This window comes from Carboxylicivirga sp., from assembly GCF_982718395.1.
Map to the genome: position 1 here is coordinate 42545 of NZ_CEXQWX010000018.1, position 14139 is coordinate 56683.

Here is a 14139-nt window from a genome sequence, read left to right on the forward strand (position 1 = left end):
GTAATTATGCTTTTTTAAGTTGACGCACTAAATTAATACATTCTGTGGCTTCTTTCACATCATGCACCCTTAAAATATTGGCCCCGTTTAATAAAGCAATCGTATTTAAAGCAGTTGTTCCGTTTAATGCTTCTTGTGGCGTTACTTCAAGCAACTTGTATATCATCGACTTACGTGACACTCCTACTAACATGGGTAAACCAAAAATCTCAAATTGTTTTAATTCCCTTAATAGTTCATAATTATGATCGATCGTCTTTCCAAATCCAAACCCAAGGTCAAGAATGATATCTTTGACGCCATAAGCCCTCATCTTTTTAATTTGAGAACTGAAGTAATATGATATCTCCCCAATTAAGTTATCATATTTCGGATTCATCTGCATATTTTGAGGTGTCCCTTGCATATGCATAAGTATATAAGGTACACCCAGTCGACCAATAACCTCGGCCATTTTTTCATCCATCAATCCCCCTGAAATATCATTGATAATATCAACCTCGAAATCATTCACCACTCTTTCACTAACCGATGACCGGAAGGTATCGACTGAAATGATAGCATCAGGATGACGTTTACGAATCCACTCAAGAGCTTGCACTAATCGCCTTGTCTCTTCTTCCTCAGAAACGTGAATGGCACCAGGTCGTGATGAATAAGCGCCTATATCAATTATTTGAGCCCCTTCTGATAATATCTGCTCACATCTTTCTTCAATATCCTTCTTTAACTGAAACTTTCCCCCATCGTAAAATGAATCTGGTGTAATATTAAGAATCCCCATTACAACAGGCTCATTTAATGAAAAAAGCGCCCCCCTTATATTGATTGTTAATTCATTCATCTGCATATTCATCGATGTTTTTAAAAAGTTTTTAAACATGATGCCTTATAAATTGTTAATTCTCTTACAAAACTATAACAAATTATTGGCTCTGTTCCAGACAAAGGGTAAACTGTTGAAGTTTCGTTTAAATGAACTATTAAGTATTGATCAGATTAATTAACATTTGGTGGTAAAAAAACTAAATAGAGAATTTTTTCATTAAATAAAATTATCACCATACATCTGATATCAAAACGCTTACAAGGCTTCAATCATTTACTAACAAACGTTAAAGAGCCAAAATTTAAATGTGCCTGTGAATAAAGTTTTATATTTGCGTGTGCAAAAATTTAAACACTTTTAGTAAGAAGTGTTAAGCTTTACTAACCCGCACATTATCTGGATTTAATGAACATTGTATATTACACTAATTAATACCTTATTTATTATGAAAGTAACAGTAGTTGGAGCAGGAAATGTAGGTGCAACTTGTGCTGATGTTCTCGCCTATAGAGAAATTGCCAATGAGGTGGTTCTTGTTGATATTAAAGAAGGCGTGGCAGAAGGAAAAGCACTGGATATTTGGCAAAAAGCTCCGATTAACTTGTATGATACAAGAACTGTTGGTTCTACCAATGACTATGAGAAAACAGCTGGTTCAGATGTTGTAGTGATTACATCTGGTCTTCCTCGTAAACCCGGGATGACACGTGACGATTTGATCTCTACCAACGCCGGAATTGTTAAGTCTGTTACCGAGCAAGTTGTGAAGCATTCGCCGGAAGCTATCATTATTATCGTATCCAATCCATTGGATGTAATGACTTATCAGGCACACCTGACATCTAAATTCCCTCGTACCAAAGTGATGGGTATGGCAGGTATCCTTGATACAGCACGTTACCGTGCTTTCCTTGCAGAAGAGTTGAATGTTTCACCAAAAGATATTCAAGCTGTTTTGATGGGTGGTCATGGGGATACGATGGTACCACTTCCACGTTATACAACAGTTGGAGGTATTCCGGTAACTGAGTTAATTGAAGAAGAAAAACTTGATGCAATTATTGAGCGTACCAAGTTTGGTGGTGGTGAATTGGTTAAGTTAATGGGAACTTCAGCATGGTATGCACCAGGTTCAGCAGCTGCACAAATGGTTGAAGCAATTGTAAGAGATCAAAAACGTGTATTCCCGGTTTGTGTTAAGTTAGAAGGTGAGTACGGCATTGATGATTGTTACCTTGGTGTTCCTGTTATATTAGGAAAGAATGGTATTGAAAAAGTTATCGAGCTCAAACTTGACGAAGAAGAAATGGCTCTATTGCAAACAAGTCGTAAACACGTTCTTGAAGTAATGAGTGTGCTTGAAAACGCTTAAGAAAGATATCTTTTACGTTTTAAAATAATTCAATACCCTGTCATTTTCCGGCAGGGTATTTTGTTTGTTCGTATTCGAACATTCCTTTGTTGCAATATCGTTCAACAATTAGAAGTAAGGATTCACTACAATGCCACTTATCTCTCTATATTACTGGGCATTACAAATCATGGCACAAATCCTGATATACATTGACCGTAACAAAACAATGGAGGATTTAATCATGAAAACTACAGTAAACCATACCCAAAAGAACTCAGTAATTAACTACCTGTTTTTTGGCATTGCAGCTAGTATTTTTACTTTGAGTATTTTCTTCTCATTTTATCAGCAGGAAGAAAAAGCAAATTTCTACAAAGACATGTCTTTCATGGTTGATTCCAGATTAACTAAACCAGTTTCAGTTTCAACAATTACCGAAACACACCCTGTTAATTTAAAGGAAATGATAGCTGAATCAGCAGAAGTTCCAATGGTTATTGAGCCTTGGATGACGGAACCGATTACTGTTACAGCACCGGCTGCTGCACTGCCAACTACCTATGCAGAACCCGCAATTGTTGTTGAAGAATGGATGACTGATATTAACAATTGGACTACGCTTCCGGCAGCAACTACATTTGAAGAAGAAGCAATGGTTCTTGAAAGCTGGATGCTTAGCACTGAAGAATGGGCAGTTGTCAATGGAACAAGCCCATATACATCCAACGAATTTGCTGAAGAACAACTTTACATAGAAGCATGGATGCTGGACCTTAATAGCTGGTCGTCTGTTTTCAACGATGCCGATTTTCAAGAGGCTCCATTAGCAGTAGAAGACTGGATGTTAAGCACAAACGGTTGGTTAGCGGATACTAAATAACCTTTAATATACGATTCCTTCATTAGGCCGGACATTTTATGTCCGGCTTTTTTATGCAATATAATCCCCATTTTCAGATGGCTTTTATATTAAACCATGCTGAGTAATTTTAAATATTTATTACTTTTGTGTCGCATTACTAAAGGGGCTGACGTGGATTTGACAGCTTGGCAAAGTGATGTGTAAGCATGTCGAGCGTCGTGATGCTGGCTCGTAAATCCCGGATCTCAAACTTTTTAATTGGCGAAAATAATTTTGCTCTTGCTGCTTAATCGAATCATAGTAGATTAGCTTTATTTCAGCACTAGGTGCAGAAACGAGACATCTCGCGGATGCTAACGTTTTGAGGCGGTTCGTAATAGAGATGCTGGAAAATCAGAACTAGGAAAAGGGAAGCCTTGGATCTTTTCCGAAATTTAAAAGGATAAGGTAATAATCGGTGGCTTTGATCCAGTTATTACTCGAAAAATAAGTCTTAGCTAAGCATGTAGAAAGCGCAAAGCTTCCTTGTCTGGACCGGGGTTCGATCCCCCGCAGCTCCACTTTAAACAGAAATGATTTGAAACAAAAGATTTCAAATCATTTCATTATCCTCTAATCAACTTTTAACTTATAAGTTACCAATAAGGCTTTATGATCTGTTGGCCACACATCGATTGGTTCTATGATTTTATCTTCTGAATTTTCCTGAACACGCTTATTTTTCACTATAGAACCTTTAGTACCAATAATAATCGCATCCTCTAACTTTAAGCGGGAATCAGGGTAATGAAAGATATAATCTATCCGGTCGCGTTCATCAGCTTTTGGTGTCCAGGTAAGTTGATCAATCTTTTTTGCCTTATTATCAGCCACCCAGGTAAAACCCGGATGAGATACTGCATTAGGATAAAGTTCCCGATAGGAATCAATAAAACCATGCTGATTCAGCATAGTAGTGCAATGCCAGGGAACCACAAGTCCATTGTGATCGAATAGGTGCTTTGTTTCGGTTGTCCAGTCCTTATGCGAAGGCTCATTAAAATCACCCCCTAATATAACAAGGCGTCCTTGTTTGGCTTCATTCAATCCATCTTTTATAAAAGCCTTGATTTGGTCATCTCGATATGATGCTTCGTTCATTTTTAACACTTCATCAACATCAGATACAGGTTCGTTTAACTCTTTCCAGGTTAAACCACAATAGCCACGGGGCAGATAACATGCATAATTGGTATAATCAAGATGCGCAGAGTAAAATGCTACCTCCGTTCCTTCAATATCAATAATGGCCTTAGTAATTGAACCATGATCATTCTTTAAACCATACAGATAGCCATGCGATAAAATAGGATAACGCGAAATCAAGTTTGAATCATCATTTTTATGCTCATAAAATGTATGACCTTTTGCTTTTAGCGTATCAACCAGCCTTTTGGTAAAGTTGATACCATTATAGTTACGTACTTCACTCAAAGCAACTAAATCGGCCTTACTTCGGATAATTTCACTTACGATGGCATCAAAGCCATTTTCTACTTGGGTTCCCTCTTGCCAAATATTAAACTGTAGAACTTGTAACTCTATTTCTTTACTTCGATTATTGCATGCTGACAAGTAAACCAGGCATAACAAAACAATTACGTATCCAAATACCTTGGCTATATTCTTCATTGATTTAGATTTATATATAATACTTAAGAATGACTTGCTATAAATTAACGAATCTTCATTCATCTGCCCAAATAAATGAAGCTACAACAGCTCTATGATCAGATGGATAGAGTTCTATGCCAATATCAGATAATCCTGATTTTTCACCAATAGTATTTGCTCCTGTCAATTGAAGTTGGTATCCTTTGTAAAAAATAAAATCAATTCGATCATGAATTTCACCGGGCGTTTGAATGCTCGACCATGTTTTTCCAGGTTTATTGACCTCATCCTTATTTGCATTTCTGTATGCATCTATATATCCATTATCCACTAATAATTTGGTACATGGCCATTCTACCTTTAATTGCACAATACCTGCATCAGCTGCCTTTTGAGTCCAATCCTGATGCGAGGGTTCATTAAAATCACCTGTTAAAACAACTGGCCAACCCTCATCTGCAACCTGTTCCATTTCTTTAAGAAAAGCTTCTAATTGATGCAAGCGTGTATCCTCAGCCCATTTAATAGCTTCCTCTTCTGTATCGATAAATGGATAATCGCCATATTTTTTATGCCCCAGCTGATATGGTTGATATGGGATATATGCAAAATGACAATTAAAAAACCAGATAAATTTGTCTTCATCTATCTTAATTTTAGCACCTCGCTTGCTTGGTAGAGTTTCAACAATCTGGTATTTGGTCATAATACCATCATATGATCCCTGGTCAAATTGGCGCCATCCCATGTTTCCTGCAATAATTGCAGAATTATCAGGTCTGGGATCACCATAACCAGCAGATTCCTGCACTCCAACTATGCCACCCTTAACTGATCGTATCACTTCGATAGATTTTGTTAATGGTTGTCCTCCTGCATCACCCCCATGCCACATATTAAATGAAATAATATTAATCGTATCATTTTGTACGACTTTTTCCGGCACGTCATCTTTGCTTTCAGATTTAGAACAACTGACATTTAGTATTATAAAAGCAACTATAAATAAATTCCGTATCATTTTATTACAAATATTAAAACAGAGGTTGTCTAAGAACAACATTTCGATATGCTCACTGAGCGAAGTCAGTACTTCCTTGTTATATTCCCACTTTACTCAATGAGCGCATGCTGTTCTTGGACAACCTCTAATCAATCATTATTTGCTAACAGTAAATCGATATTTACCGTCACCACCTATATCATATCCACTAAAATCAAGAACCAGGTTTAACTTAAACGTGTTACCATCGTAGGTACCAGCCGGCCCTGAATGAAATGTTACATCATAACCACCACCTACTGCGTTATAATCATTTAATAAAGTCACCGTTCCTTGTTTAGTATCAGGATCAATAGCTCCCAATTCTAAATCCAACGTTGTTTCGAGACTTCCCATGGCCCAGAAATCGAAGGTCAGATTTAGTCGTTGACAATCTTCATTAACCATCTCACCACGGCAATAACTAGGGCTCCAACTTGGCCAGACACCATCAGTACAGGTAACATCACCTATCCAAAGTTCAGCCAGACACGAAATATCATCATCCAGGATGGTTAACTTAAAACTACTGTTCTGATTATTATCTCCATCTCCAATACCAGCAACGATATTTGTTGTTTCACCTGAAATATTAATTGTCACCTCAGCGTCACCATCTCCCGTTGAATTATCAACAATATTTAAAGAAATGTAATCTGTATATGAACTATAACCAGATGGAAAAGTAATGACACCATTCCCATTGTCGGTTACAATCCCATTCTCATTACCATCAAATGAATAAGTTACTTTAATATCACTTACTGCTTCGGAAGTGGAAAAAACTTTAAGTGGTATTAGTAACTCCTCCGGATGATTTTCAACCACACTGGATTCTGAGTCCTTAAAATAAACATAAATGGATTCCGGCTCTTCAGACTCATCACAGGCTGTAAAAATAAGCACCAGTAATCCTATTAATAAGTATATTATATGATTCTTTTTCATGTTCGTTTCGTTTTGATTAATTTATTTAAGCAACCACATTGAAGCATTTACATTGTCTTCGCCATACTGTCGTTTAATGGCTTCTTCAACATTTGCTTTATTTGAATCTGATTCTGACTGAGGATACATCCAACGCACAGGAATTTGATCTTCATACCCAGTATTCATTGAGGTATTAGGATCAATTTTGATCTCGGGAAAGCCAGTTCTTCTGTTCTCATAAAACTGCACCCAATTATTTTGCAAAAAGGTTGCAATATACTTTTGCGTAATAATTTGTTCCAGTCCATTCATTTCATCAAATTTCACTCTTGGATGCTCCAGATATGAGGCTATATAACCATCTGTTATCTCCGCTTCCTCATAACTTATTCCATATGTTTCATAAAACTTCATTGAAGCAGTGATACCATTATTATAATGTACTGCCGCATCATCACTTATCCAATCTCGAAGTGCTGCCTCAGCCATCAATAGTTCTTTTTCAGCCAAACCAATCACTACGTAAGGCTCATTCTCCGGATCAGTATAATAACGTTCATGTATCCTCGACATCTGCTTATTAACTTCTAATTGCTGCAGGTCTTCGATAGGAAGTGTTCCGTCGCCACCAGCATAAGCATCGTAGCTATTGGATGGAATACCGTTAGCCACCGACTCTCCTGTTGGTTGTGCATAATAAAAAAGGCGTCTGTCCTGCTGCTCTTTCAACATATTCACAAATGATTCGTCAAGATGAGGATATTGCTGGTGACTATGATTATAAAACGGATATCGTTCACCTTCTTTATCTGTGTAAAGAAACATCAGATTGTCGTCCAACGATTCTATTAATGGATATTTTACCGGGTTTTCTACTATTTTTTTAAAGCGCTCTTTAACTCCCAATGTGGAGTTATCTTCCTTTTCTGAAAGTGTTATCAGCACACGTAATGCAAATGTATTAACAGCTTTCCGCCATTTCAGGATATCATTATTGTAAAAAATGTCACCAGTAATAACATCAGTTGTATTCATCAATACTTCATTGGCTTGCTCAAGTTCATTCAATATTCCTGAAAAAACTGTCTCCTGTGAATCATAAGCAGGCGTGTATACTCCCTCAGTCTCTCCTCTCATAGCTTCTTCGTAAGGTATATCACCAAAGACCATTGTCAAATCATAATAGAACCATGCCCTAAAAAAATGAGCCAAACCAAGATATACATCTTCATCTGTACGTTCTGCTTCTTCCACCATTTTCTCCACATTTCGCAGGATGGAATAATTATAAAAGCTTGAACGTCCAAATCTATTATACTGATAGCTCTCCATGGCCTCAGTCCAAACAATCTGTTTAGATACCATCTGTGAATAAAAGAACGGCTTTCCACCACTTGAAGCCAGATTTAAACTCACTCCTGTAAATAACAAACTTGGTATAACTTCCTCCGTTTTATTAGGATTCACTGCCAGCTCATCAAAATTACCTGTACAGTTAACCAAAACGACCATCACTATAAGGGCTACTATATTGTTTAAGTATTTCTTCATAACCAATGTTTTTAGAATGTCAATTTGATGTTAAATCCAATATTTCGAACAGATGCTGATGATAAATTATCGCTTCCATTATCCGGATCTATATGTTTCACTTCCTTGGTCCATAACCATAAGTTTCGACCTATAAAAGCAAGCGATGCTCCTGACATACCCAACTTTTTAGTCAGGGTTGACGGTACATTATAAGTCAAACTGAACTCTCTCAATTTCAGAAAGGTTTGGTCGTACATACTTTGGTATTTCATATTGCCTACATATGGATTGTAACTTTTCATATAAGAAATATAGGATACCTGTGTTTGATTGAGCTCAAAAACACGGGTATCTTCGATTACATTTCCTTGTTCATCTCGGATTATTTCACCACTGGTAACAACCACTCCATTACCCGTGTAGTTATTAATTCCATTAACAGCAGCCTCACGATACACATTTACCGATTCGGGGTGGGTTCCACTGTTCCACATAGCCTGATTGGTCTGAGAGTAGATATCACCACCTACACGACCATCGAAAGAGAATGACAAGTCAAAATTCTTATATTTAATATTATTGGTAAAACCCCATACCCAGTCAGGCGAGCCATATCCAAATACAGATGCGTAGTTACTGCTAACCGGATAACCGCTTGAATTATGCACAATGTTCCCTTCATTATCACGCTCCCAATCGTAACCGATGATATAATCGGTACGTTCACCCTCTTTTATCCATGATGATTTGGCTGTATAAACCGGATCGGCTTTTTTAAGATACCAACGACTTGTTGACCAGTTAAAAGAAGCATCCCAGGTTAATGATTTCGTTTTAAGAGGCGTAACAGATAAAACCACTTCAAAGCCTTTTTGCTCAAATTCCTCATCTGTATTTACCTGTTTGCTTGAGAAACCAGAAGCATCTGAAATATCGGCATAGGCAATTTTATTATAGTTTAGTGTATTAAAATAGGCTAAATCAAGACGCAGGCGGTTTGATAATATGCTGATATCTGTACCTACTTCATAAGTTCGTTTCACTTCTGGTTCCACATCTGTTCCAACAATTGTTGACGGATAATAAGCAGCACTATTTCCTTGTCTCACATCTGAGCTTACGGTATAAGCAGGATTAATACTGTATAAACCCACATCCATCTTGGAAACAGTCCATGAGCCACGTAATTTCCAGAAGTTAATAACATCCGGCATTTTAATAAATTCGGAGATGATACCGCTTAATGCAACTGACGGATAAAAATAGGATCTGTTATTTTCAGGCAATGACGACGACCAATCGTTACGTCCGGTTACATCAAGATATAATCCGTTTAAATAGCTTAAACTCAGTTTACCGTATGCACTATTAACTTGTTTTCTCGAAAAGCTGTTACTCGCCGATACCGGATTGGTCGAGTTCGACAATGAAAAGAACCCCGGCACATTCAAACCATCTGTGCTAGCTGATAATGATTTACTTTCCCAATAGTTCATTGTTCCTCCTAAAAGTGCGTCAACTGTAAAGCCATCAAACAGATCTTTCTTATATGTCAAAAACACATCGCTGTTGATAGAAAAATAATACGATTGGCTATTGGTGTAGTTTCCCTCACCCATACCATAGCTTTTGGGTGTTCGCTGATCAGATTTGGTATTGTTCCAGTTACTCCCGATACGCCCAGCCAGCTTAAGATCCTTGGCCAGGTCATACGACATATTTACAAAACCATAGTTCACATCCTTGTAATATGATCGGGTGGTTTCATAAGCCAGAAAATATGGGTTATTATACCACACAGTATATTGGTAATACTTCTGTTGAACATCTTCTACCAACCAATAATCCCTGAAATCACGAATATCATAATCAGTTCCCGACCATACCAACAGGTTGTATACATAGTTGGCGCCTCCATAACCCGTATAAGGATAGTTTGGAGAATACTGCCGGTTATAGGTCCATGATGATTCCAGATTAAACTTTTCACCAATTTTTGTGGTCCCTCCAATGGTAAATGTGGAATTGTTCAGTTTGGTATTTGGCACCTGCCCCTTTTCATAGGCATGCGACATAGAAATACGAAAACTTCCTTTTTCTGTGCTTTGCGATACGCTGATATTATTGTTTGTTATAAAACCCGTCTCTAAGAAATTAGTCAGATTATCACGACCTCTGGAACGCCATGGTGTAGGAATACGGTTACCATTTTCATCTATCGGACTATCCCATTGTGGAATCTCTTTCCAGCCACTGGCAGTTGTCGGATCACGTTCATCCAATCTTGGTCCCCATACATATGTACCTGCATCATTAACTCCGCCGCCACGTCCATCAACATAGGCATACTGGCCATTATCACCTGTACCATAAACTTGTTGTGGTTCCGGTATAGCAACATATCCAGCTTTAAACATGGTGCTGCTTGAAATATCAACACTTATTTTTTCAGATTTACCCTTTTTAGTTGTGATCATGATAGCTCCGTTAGCCCCTCGTGATCCGTATAATGCCGAAGCTGTGGCGCCTTTCAGAATACTCATCTCTTCTATATCCTCACTGCTGACATCCCAAAAATCAGAATTAACAGGAATACCATCAATTACAATTAATGGTTGCGCCCCCCTTAGATAGAATTTAGGCGTTTGAAAAAAATCGGATGAGTTATAAACGGTTAATCCAGCTACTTTACCTGTTAAATTGCTGATTACATTTGACTCTTTGGCCTTTTGAATTTCTGTTCCTTTAACATCCTGAACTGCATATCCCAAAGCTTTTGTTTCTCGCTTAATACCCAAGGCTGTAACCACCACTTCATCTACATTTTGAACATCAGACATTAAGGTAACATCGATATTCAGTCGTCCATTTACACTTATTGTCTGGCTTTCAAACCCTATAAAGGAAAAGATAAGTTCATCATCGGCATCAACTTCAAGGTTGTAAGTTCCATCAACACTTGTAATTGTACCATTTGTTGTTCCCTTAATTATCACATTAACTCCAACAATTGGTTCCCCCGTGTGATCAATCACCTGACCTTTAAGATGTATTTTATCTTGTTGAAATTCATAATTATCCGCAGGGCCAGAGCTTTGGTCCTTTAGAATGACAATCATTTTATCAATCACCTGATAGCGTAATCCTTCTTGGGTCAATAGTTTATCCAGAATTTCTGAAATAACAACACCTTGATAATTTCCTGATTTTAAAGAAGTGTTTTCCAGCAAGCTTTCATCATAGAGAATCGAATACTCTGTGTTTTTCTCAATCATTTGAAAAACTTCTTTTAGAGTGTTCTCTCTTAAGTTCAGACTCATTTTTTCCACCTGTGAATAAGTGCTTAAGGCAAAAACCTGCTGAATAACCAATAACATCATGAAAAATGTCAATTTCATAATTTTCAGAATTTTACGATTAGAAAAGGGCATACCTCTCCCTTGTGAAAAATAATCTTTTTCCATACTTTTGAATCGATTTAGTTATTATTTACTTTAATTGAATCCGGGGAGAATGGGTCGCGCTTTTCTCCCTTTTTTATTTTATTCTGGTAATCTTTATTTTTCTTAAACCTGTTTTCTCATATTTAATAGGGATATATAATTTAATTGCATTCAAAACCTGCCAAACGGTCTCTTCATTCTTGAAAACACCTGTAAATCTGAACTCACTGAGTTCCTCTTTGTTATATTCAAAATCTACATCATACCAACGCTCTAATTGCTTTAGTAATTCACCCAGGGCGATATTATCGAAGTTAAAATCATTTCTCACCCACGCTTTAGTAGATTCAGTATTTTCCGTCTCACTAACTTCTAGTTTATCTTTTTCCCAAACAACCTGTTGTCCGGGATTCAATACTATATCAGAAACATCATTACTTACCTTTACCTTACCTTCGAACAGTGTAGTGACTGTGCGATTCATATCATCATATGCCATAACATCAAACACGGTTCCAAGTACTGTAATATCATAATCATTGGTGTGAACAACAAAGGGCGAGTGGATATTACGGGTTACCTCAAAATGTGCTTGTCCTTGTAATGAAACTATCCTTTCATCTTTATTTAATGCTAACACCTCAATACGTGTATCAGCATTAAGCCAAATGATAGTACTGTCACCCAATACAACTTTTGAACGATTACCTCTTGGCGTTTCAAAAACCAAATTATCGTAACGATTACTTGTATCTTGTAACAGCAACATCAATAAACTGCCAATTCCCAGAGTAACAATAACAGCTGCAACTAATGCAATCTTTAACCATTTTACCTGATGAACAGACTTAGACCCTATATTTATATCCAGCTGATTTAATCGGTTTACTTTATTCTTTAATTGCAACCAATTAGACTGAGCTAATAAATTAGTCTTTTCCCCTTGCCATTCTTCTTTAGCTTTATCAAATCGTGTCATGTTATCCGGTGATTCACGTAGCCAATTTGTCAATTCACCGGCTTCATTGTCTGTAATTTCGCCTAAGAAATAGCGTTTAAATAGTTCTGTTATATGCTTATTATCTTTATTCATTTTCATCGTTGTATTAGTATAACGCAACTGGTAATCAAATACCCCCCTTCCAATATCAAATATTTTTAAATTTTGTATTTAATAATGATACACCATTTATGATTATCCCTTCATTTCCAATGTACAAAGAAAATCTTTGCCAATCATTAGGACTTAAACGAGCCAAATAATTTCTTATTCCAGGCTGATAAATAAATAGGAAGGATTAATTCAAGGTTGAAGGTAACGAGTATTAACTCATTTGCTGTAACAGCAGAACAATAATAGCTATTGGTAATTGCTCTCCAAAGTGATTTCGAAAAACAGTTAACGCCTTGGTAATATGCTTCTCAACATTTTTAATGTTCATGTCCAGTTGCTCTGCAATTTCCCTGTTTTTTAATCCTGAAACACGACTTAATGTGAATACTTCCCTGCATCGTTCGGGTAATGAATTTATAACCTGCTTTATTTCCTGTTCAAGCTCTTTCTCAATACAAACGTATGGTTCATCTCGCAAGAAATCAATTCGATAAAGTTCTTCTATATTCTTAATCTCAGAAAAATCCCGATGTGTATTCTTTACAATTTTTAAATGCCTTATTTGTGATATACACTGATTGCGCACCAGTCTGTATAAGTAGGCATCCAAATTTGTAGATTCAATCCCATCCCGTTTCTCCCAAATCTTAATAAAAACTTCCTGAACTATATCTTGAGCCAGCCCTTCGTCCTTTAATATTGACTTGGCGAATCCGAAAAGCCGGTTGAAATATTTCATAAAAAGTATCTCATAGGCTGACTCATCACCTCTTTTAATCTCCTTAATCAAGTCATTATTTGATACCCCTTGAACCATTTCTGTGTTTACTGGGAAGCAAATATATTATTAATCGGTCAATATCCAATTCTTAGAAAAATATGCCAAATCAATATAATACTGAAGCTTAATTGACAAGTAGATTACACCTTTTCAAGGCATTGACTATTGTAGATATCCATCATCACTACATACTTAGCTACGAATAAAAACAATCGCCTTACTAAACTTTAAAATCGTGATTAACCTTCACAGGAATGTTATTCACCTCTGAGAATATTTTTTTTATGGTGCCCACTTCAATTTGTGTTAATTCAGACACGTCTATTTTATTATCCGGATCACGCCCTTTTAACAAGGCCGCAGCCTGAAATCGGAATCGTAGCTGCATCAGGTAGTTATATGACATCGTTAATTCATCATACATACTCTTCGGAATAAGTTCTTCCTCGTATAGTTTCTTAATCCGAAGCAATGTATTGGTTTCGTCAATGCCATATTTGAGAGTATACAATCGACTAAACTTTGTAACAGGCATCAGGATCATCTTTATATCAACACTATTATCCTTTGACGAACTATCATTACCAACAATATTACC

The 14139-nt window shown here is 36.9% G+C and carries 11 protein-coding genes and 1 other RNA gene; 3 read left to right on the forward strand and 9 right to left on the reverse strand.

The genetic code is table 11. The features are described from left to right. Positions 1-4 precede the first annotated feature (4 nt). Complete coding sequence (gene folP / locus AC4MRQ_RS05805) at positions 5-883, reverse strand: dihydropteroate synthase (protein ID WP_491196709.1); 879 nt, start codon at positions 881-883, stop codon at positions 5-7. A gap of 391 nt (positions 884-1274) precedes the next feature. Between folP and mdh the strand changes: the two genes are divergently transcribed. From mdh to ssrA, 3 genes are all read left to right on the forward strand, one after another. Further along, the gene (gene mdh, locus AC4MRQ_RS05810; protein ID WP_491196710.1) at positions 1275-2201 is read left to right on the forward strand and encodes a malate dehydrogenase; all 927 of its coding nucleotides are present in this window, start codon (positions 1275-1277) and stop codon (positions 2199-2201) included. 169 nt (positions 2202-2370) lie between these two features. After that, entirely contained in the window at positions 2371-3063 is a 693-nt protein-coding gene (locus AC4MRQ_RS05815; protein ID WP_491196711.1) for a hypothetical protein, read from the forward strand. 144 nt (positions 3064-3207) lie between these two features. Then, positions 3208-3608, forward strand: a transfer-messenger RNA (tmRNA) gene (gene ssrA / locus AC4MRQ_RS05820). 49 nt (positions 3609-3657) lie between these two features. Here the strand turns inward: ssrA and AC4MRQ_RS05825 are convergent. From AC4MRQ_RS05825 to AC4MRQ_RS05860, 8 genes are all read right to left on the reverse strand, one after another. Beyond that, a complete protein-coding gene (locus AC4MRQ_RS05825; RefSeq protein ID WP_491196712.1) occupies positions 3658-4716 on the reverse strand; it encodes an endonuclease/exonuclease/phosphatase family protein in 1059 nt (352 codons plus the stop codon). Positions 4717-4771: 55 nt separating this feature from the next. Next, positions 4772-5719, reverse strand: coding sequence for an endonuclease/exonuclease/phosphatase family protein (locus tag AC4MRQ_RS05830; RefSeq protein WP_491196713.1), 948 nt, complete (start codon positions 5717-5719; stop codon positions 4772-4774). Between the two features lie 138 nt (positions 5720-5857). Then, positions 5858-6688, reverse strand: a complete 831-nt coding sequence (locus AC4MRQ_RS05835) for a hypothetical protein (RefSeq protein ID WP_491196714.1) — start codon at positions 6686-6688, stop codon at positions 5858-5860. Positions 6689-6709: 21 nt separating this feature from the next. After that, positions 6710-8221: a SusD/RagB family nutrient-binding outer membrane lipoprotein gene (locus AC4MRQ_RS05840; RefSeq protein ID WP_491196715.1), complete on the reverse strand. Its 1512-nt coding sequence runs from the start codon at positions 8219-8221 to the stop codon at positions 6710-6712. An 11-nt stretch (positions 8222-8232) separates the two neighbouring features. Next, positions 8233-11601 (reverse strand): SusC/RagA family TonB-linked outer membrane protein, encoded by a 3369-nt coding sequence (locus AC4MRQ_RS05845; RefSeq protein WP_491196716.1) that lies wholly within the window; start codon positions 11599-11601, stop codon positions 8233-8235. 139 nt (positions 11602-11740) lie between these two features. Then, entirely contained in the window at positions 11741-12739 is a 999-nt protein-coding gene (locus tag AC4MRQ_RS05850; RefSeq protein ID WP_491196717.1) for a FecR family protein, read from the reverse strand. A gap of 232 nt (positions 12740-12971) precedes the next feature. Further along, positions 12972-13577 carry an RNA polymerase sigma-70 factor gene (locus tag AC4MRQ_RS05855; RefSeq protein ID WP_491196718.1) on the reverse strand — a complete coding sequence of 202 codons (606 nt, stop codon included), beginning with the start codon at positions 13575-13577 and terminating at the stop codon, positions 12972-12974. 184 nt (positions 13578-13761) lie between these two features. Further along, positions 13762-14139 (reverse strand): putative nucleotidyltransferase substrate binding domain-containing protein (locus tag AC4MRQ_RS05860; RefSeq protein ID WP_491196719.1); only part of this gene is annotated, 378 nt, incomplete at its 5' end.

Bases quoted from the DNA above. Each gene is read 5' to 3' on its own strand.
- AC4MRQ_RS05825 (WP_491196712.1), bottom strand. From the start codon at position 4,716: ATGAAGAATATAGCCAAGGTATTTGGATACGTAATTGTTTTGTTATGC.
- folP (WP_491196709.1), bottom strand. From the start codon at position 883: ATGTTTAAAAACTTTTTAAAAACATCGATGAATATGCAGATGAATGAA.
- AC4MRQ_RS05840 (WP_491196715.1), bottom strand. From the start codon at position 8,221: ATGAAGAAATACTTAAACAATATAGTAGCCCTTATAGTGATGGTCGTT.
- mdh (WP_491196710.1), top strand. From the start codon at position 1,275: ATGAAAGTAACAGTAGTTGGAGCAGGAAATGTAGGTGCAACTTGTGCT.
- AC4MRQ_RS05855 (WP_491196718.1), bottom strand. From the start codon at position 13,577: ATGGTTCAAGGGGTATCAAATAATGACTTGATTAAGGAGATTAAAAGA.
- AC4MRQ_RS05845 (WP_491196716.1), bottom strand. From the start codon at position 11,601: ATGAAATTGACATTTTTCATGATGTTATTGGTTATTCAGCAGGTTTTT.
- AC4MRQ_RS05815 (WP_491196711.1), top strand. From the start codon at position 2,371: ATGGCACAAATCCTGATATACATTGACCGTAACAAAACAATGGAGGAT.
- AC4MRQ_RS05830 (WP_491196713.1), bottom strand. From the start codon at position 5,719: ATGATACGGAATTTATTTATAGTTGCTTTTATAATACTAAATGTCAGT.
- AC4MRQ_RS05835 (WP_491196714.1), bottom strand. From the start codon at position 6,688: ATGAAAAAGAATCATATAATATACTTATTAATAGGATTACTGGTGCTT.
- AC4MRQ_RS05850 (WP_491196717.1), bottom strand. From the start codon at position 12,739: ATGAATAAAGATAATAAGCATATAACAGAACTATTTAAACGCTATTTC.